At 63.2% G+C, this 4069-nt stretch carries 7 protein-coding genes; 4 read left to right on the top strand and 3 right to left on the bottom strand.

All coding sequences use genetic code 11. The features are described 5' to 3' along the window. The 4 genes from AAGI46_16110 to AAGI46_16095 form a co-directional block, all read left to right on the top strand. Positions 1-218, top strand: a 218-nt coding sequence (locus AAGI46_16110; protein ID MEM1013733.1) for a hypothetical protein, incomplete at its 5' end; no start/stop codon positions are given. 63 nt (positions 219-281) lie between these two features. After that, on the top strand, positions 282-743 hold the full coding sequence (locus tag AAGI46_16105) for a GNAT family N-acetyltransferase (protein ID MEM1013732.1): 462 nt from the start codon (positions 282-284) through the stop codon (positions 741-743). A 238-nt stretch (positions 744-981) separates the two neighbouring features. Next, positions 982-1746 (top strand): phage Gp37/Gp68 family protein, encoded by a 765-nt coding sequence (locus tag AAGI46_16100; GenBank protein ID MEM1013731.1) that lies wholly within the window; start codon positions 982-984, stop codon positions 1744-1746. Then, entirely contained in the window at positions 1713-2933 is a 1221-nt protein-coding gene (locus tag AAGI46_16095) for a three-Cys-motif partner protein TcmP (protein MEM1013730.1), read from the top strand. Before AAGI46_16100 ends, AAGI46_16095 begins: the two co-directional genes overlap by 34 nt. Here AAGI46_16095 and AAGI46_16090 read toward each other — a convergent pair. From AAGI46_16090 to AAGI46_16080, 3 genes are all read right to left on the bottom strand, one after another. Continuing rightward, complete coding sequence (locus AAGI46_16090; GenBank protein ID MEM1013729.1) at positions 2913-3221, bottom strand: hypothetical protein; 309 nt, start codon at positions 3219-3221, stop codon at positions 2913-2915. The genes AAGI46_16095 and AAGI46_16090 overlap by 21 nt on opposite strands. A 6-nt stretch (positions 3222-3227) precedes the next feature. Beyond that, the gene (locus tag AAGI46_16085) at positions 3228-3569 is read right to left on the bottom strand and encodes a nitroreductase family protein (GenBank protein MEM1013728.1); all 342 of its coding nucleotides are present in this window, start codon (positions 3567-3569) and stop codon (positions 3228-3230) included. A 60-nt stretch (positions 3570-3629) separates the two neighbouring features. Next, the coding region (locus AAGI46_16080; protein ID MEM1013727.1) for a hypothetical protein at positions 3630-4069 on the bottom strand (440 nt) is incomplete at its 5' end.

Here is a 4069-nt window from a genome sequence, read left to right as displayed (position 1 = left end):
CGATCGAGCGTTGGCCGATCGTCGAGCTGACGACCAAGACATCGGTCGTCCTTTGGCCCGACCGGGAGGCGTTGTTGTCGATGCGTTCGCCGCGGGTATGGGCGACGGCGTGCTGGCTTGGGCCGCGGCTCGATCGCGGTCCGATGGCGCGGCCGGTGGAGCTGGCGATGGTCCGGCCCGAGACGGTGCTGCCCGCGAAAGTGCGGCTGGCGGCGTGACGAGTCAGGCACCCGTTGCAACGCCACCGGAGAGAGACGCCCGCGGCTCGACTACAACAGAGCGTGCACACCCTTGTCCCATGGACCGACGCCCTGCTGCCGCACTTTGAGCGGTTGAACCGTGAGTGGCTCGAAGCGCACTTCGTCGTCGAGGCCAAGGACGTCGAGATGTTTCGCGATCCGAAGGCGGCCTTCATCGACGGTGGCGGGACGATCGTCTTCGCGGTGGGCGACGACGGCATGCCCGTCGGGTGTGCAGCAGCGCGGCGGGTGGACGAGACGACCTTCGAGCTGGCCAAGATGGCCGTCACCGCAGACGCCCGCGGCCAGGGCATCGGCCGACGGCTCGGCGAAGCGATCATCGCCCACGCCCGGCAGGCCGGCGCGTCGCGGGTGATCCTGATTAGCAACAGCAAGCTCGACGCCGCCCTGCGTCTGTACGAGCGTCTTGGATTCCGACACGACACCCCGCCGACCGACACGGGCTACGCGCGGTGCGACATCTACATGGTCCTTTCGCTCTGAGTGTCTCGATTCGGAATGAGCGCGCTCTAGTCAGGGCCCCGCGCGCTTGACGCACGGCACACCCACGTCGATTGCTTCTTGAAGGGAGTCGTGCATCGAGAAGAACGGCGCAGAAGAGGCCGGCTTTGTCAGACGGTCTTAAACAGTCTCCAGTGGCACTAGTCACACGGAGTCGACACGTGCAACCACACCCGCTACGGACTTGAAGGTTTGTATCCTGTTTGGTAGCGTCGCGCTCGTGGCTCTCAGCAGCAGCATTGAGTGGACAGACGCGACGTGGAACCCAGTAGCAGGTTGCACCCCCGTTTCGGCTGGCTGTTTGAATTGTTACGCCGCGAGGATGGCCTTGCGCCTGTCGCACGTGCCGGGGAAGACAGCGGAGAAGTACGGAGGAACAGCTCGTCGATCAAAGCGCGGTCTGCCCGTTTTCTCGGGTCAAATCGTTCTTGATCGCGAAGCTCTGGGCGTGCCCTTGTCGTGGCGAAAGCCTCGGCTGATTTTCGTGAATTCGATGAGCGATGTGTTCCACGAGAAGGTGCCGGCGGAGTACGTCGCAGAGATTTTCGACGTGATGGAGCGATGCCCGCAGCACACCTTTCAGGTCCTGACGAAGCGACCCGAGCGGGCGGCAGGATTGGCGTCGTCGCTGCCGTGGCCGTCGAACGTCTGGTTCGGGACCAGCGTGGAGAGCGCCCAGGTAAAAGACCGGATAACACACCTTCGCAAAGTGCCGGCTGCCGTGCGGTTCCTCTCATGCGAGCCGTTGCTCGGACCGCTGCCACAGCTCGCGCTCAAGGGCATCGGCTGGGTGATCGTCGGCGGCGAGTCCGGGCCGGGGGCGCGGCCGATGAACGAGGAATGGGTGCGTCAGATTCGAGATCAGTGCGTCCGACGTGATGTGCCGTTCTTCTTCAAGCAATGGGGAGGCGTGCAGAAAAAGCGGCACGGGCGAACGCTCGATAACCGAACTTGGGACCAATTGCCGGTTGCCGTTGCTGTTTAAGGGGTGGGGCCATGCCAGCGAGTAACGATCGCGAACACTTTGAGACGTACCGGCTTCAGACGCGGGTCAAGCATCAGATTCTGCGTGCGTATCTGCCACCGTACTTCGACATCCTGAAGACGCGCTACCGTCAGCTTGGGTTCATCGACGCCTTCGCCGGTCGCGGCACCTACGACGACGATACCGGGGGCAAGGTGCCGGGCTCTCCGGTGCAGGCGCTTGAGGTCATTGCCGAACGCGAACGTCTGCTTGACAAGGTTCGCACCGCCTTCATCGAGAAGGACGACGAGCTTGTTGTTTCTCTCGCGCAGGAGGTAGACGCCTTCTGCCACGATAATCCACAAGTCGCGCGACCCGTGATTCTCCACGGCAGCTTCCGCGAACGTGTGGATGAGGCGTTGCAGCACGTCGGCGATCAGTCGCCGACTTTTGCGTTCGTTGATCCGTGCGGCGTTGACGGAACGTCTTTTGACGCAATTCGCAGGATCATGGAGCGGCCCTCCTGCGAAGCGTTCGTCTTCTTCAACATTGACGGCATCCGTCGCACGGCAGGGTTAGACGAAACGAGCGGTGTGCTGGAAGAGTTGCTTGGGTCGCGCGACGAGGCCGAGCGGTTACATCTCACGTTTAAGACGACCGTGGACGACCCCACCGAGCGCGAAGCGTTGATCCTCAAGACGTATCAGGATCGGGTGAAGTCCGCGATGGAAGTGCAATTCTTCCTTCCGTTTGGCGTCGAGTCCTCAGGGCGACGTAGAACGAGCCACTATTTGATCCATCTGACAAAGTCGCCCCTCGGGTTTCGCATCATGAAGGATGTGATGTGGGCGCACGGGCGAACGGCGGAGGGCTCAGGCATGCTGTTTCAGCAGGCGTCGAACGAACCAGATGTGAATCTGCTGTTCAAGCCACAAGCGGATGCCATCCAGCAGACGTTGCTCGACTACATCGGCGACGCGACCGTCAACGTCGGCAAAACGTGCGATGGCTTGGCAGAGCGGCCAGAGGATTACGTTGCTGGCAAGGCTTACAAGGATGCGCTCAAAGCGTTGGAGACCGCACGCCGCATTGAGGTCGTCAGCAAAGGCAACGTTGTTCCTGCGGCAAAACGACCAAAGTTGAAGGGAGAAACAACGCTTGCCGATCACTACGACGTCCGAAAGCGTTCACCTGAGGGCGGTCAGTGAGCCCTCGTGCACGACCATCACTTCGTCCAGCGGCTTGCGGGTCTTGGCGTGTTCGGGCGGCTCCCAGTCGTCCGCGGCGTAGCCGACGGGGATGAGGAGGAAGGGTTTTTCGTTCGAGGGGCGGTCCAAGACCTCGGCGAGGAACTTCATCGGGCTCGGCGTGTGCGTCAGTGTTGACAAACCCGCGAGGTGGCAGGCGGTGAGGAACATGCCGGCGGCGAGGCCGACGCTTTCGTGGACGTAGTAGTGCTGCTCGCCGGCGTCGCCTTTGGTGAGTTTGAAGACCACGACCAGTCACGGGGCGACGTCGAGGAACGGCTTGCTCGCGTCGGTGCCGAGCGGGGCCAGATCGTCACGCCAGCGGTCGCTGATGCGGCGGTCGTAGAAGTCTTCCTCCTCGGCCTCGGCGGCTTGGCGAATGCGACGCTTCAGGGTCGGGTCGCTGACGCAGACGAATCGCCAGGGTTGCTTGTTCGCACCACTCGGGGCGGTCGTGGCGCATCGCACGCAGGCTTCGATCGTTTCCCGAGGGACCGGACGATCGGAGAAGGCACGCGTGCTGCGACGGGTTCGGAGCTGCTCGTAGAGGTCCATCGCGGCGGCGGTCGGGTCAAGGCTGTCGGCTTGCACGGGCATGGTGCCGCATTGTTGCATTGCCAAGCTGCAGCAGCGACCTCGGTGCTGCACGATGGATCGTCACGCGAACTCGGCGGTGGCTTCGCGGACGATGGTTGTGCCGTCGCGCAGGTGAGCGGTGGCTTTCCAAGTGTGTCGGCCGTCAGCGGCGGGGTGGCCGAGGTGGTACCAGTTGCTGCGCCAGCCGACGGCGAAGGGGTCGTCGTACTGCGTCTCGACGTGTGTGCCGTCGCGTTCGAAGTCGACGCGATCCACTTGCTCGGGGAAGAGGCAAGCGAGCACAGGCCAGCGGCGGCCGTTGGCGTGGTCGTGTTCGTCGAGGCCGGTGAGCGCGAATTGGTCGTCGTGGGGAATCGCGTCGGGTGCGTAGCCGAGCGCGTCGGCCATGCGCCAGGCGAAGAAGTGATCGTGGCCGGACCGCACTTCGTATCGCGTCGGCGGCTCTTGCTTGGTCCAGTTGTTGTAGTAGCCCCACGACACGCCCTGCCGCGTTGCGACGG

It is taken from the genome of Planctomycetota bacterium (genome assembly GCA_038746835.1).
GTDB lineage: Bacteria > Planctomycetota > Phycisphaerae > Tepidisphaerales > Tepidisphaeraceae > JBCDKH01.
This window is presented reverse-complemented; position numbering and strand designations above follow the sequence as displayed.

Coding starts and splice junctions, on each gene's coding strand:
- AAGI46_16085 (MEM1013728.1), bottom strand. CDS start 3,569: ATGCCCGTGCAAGCCGACAGCCTTGACCCGACCGCCGCCGCGATGGAC.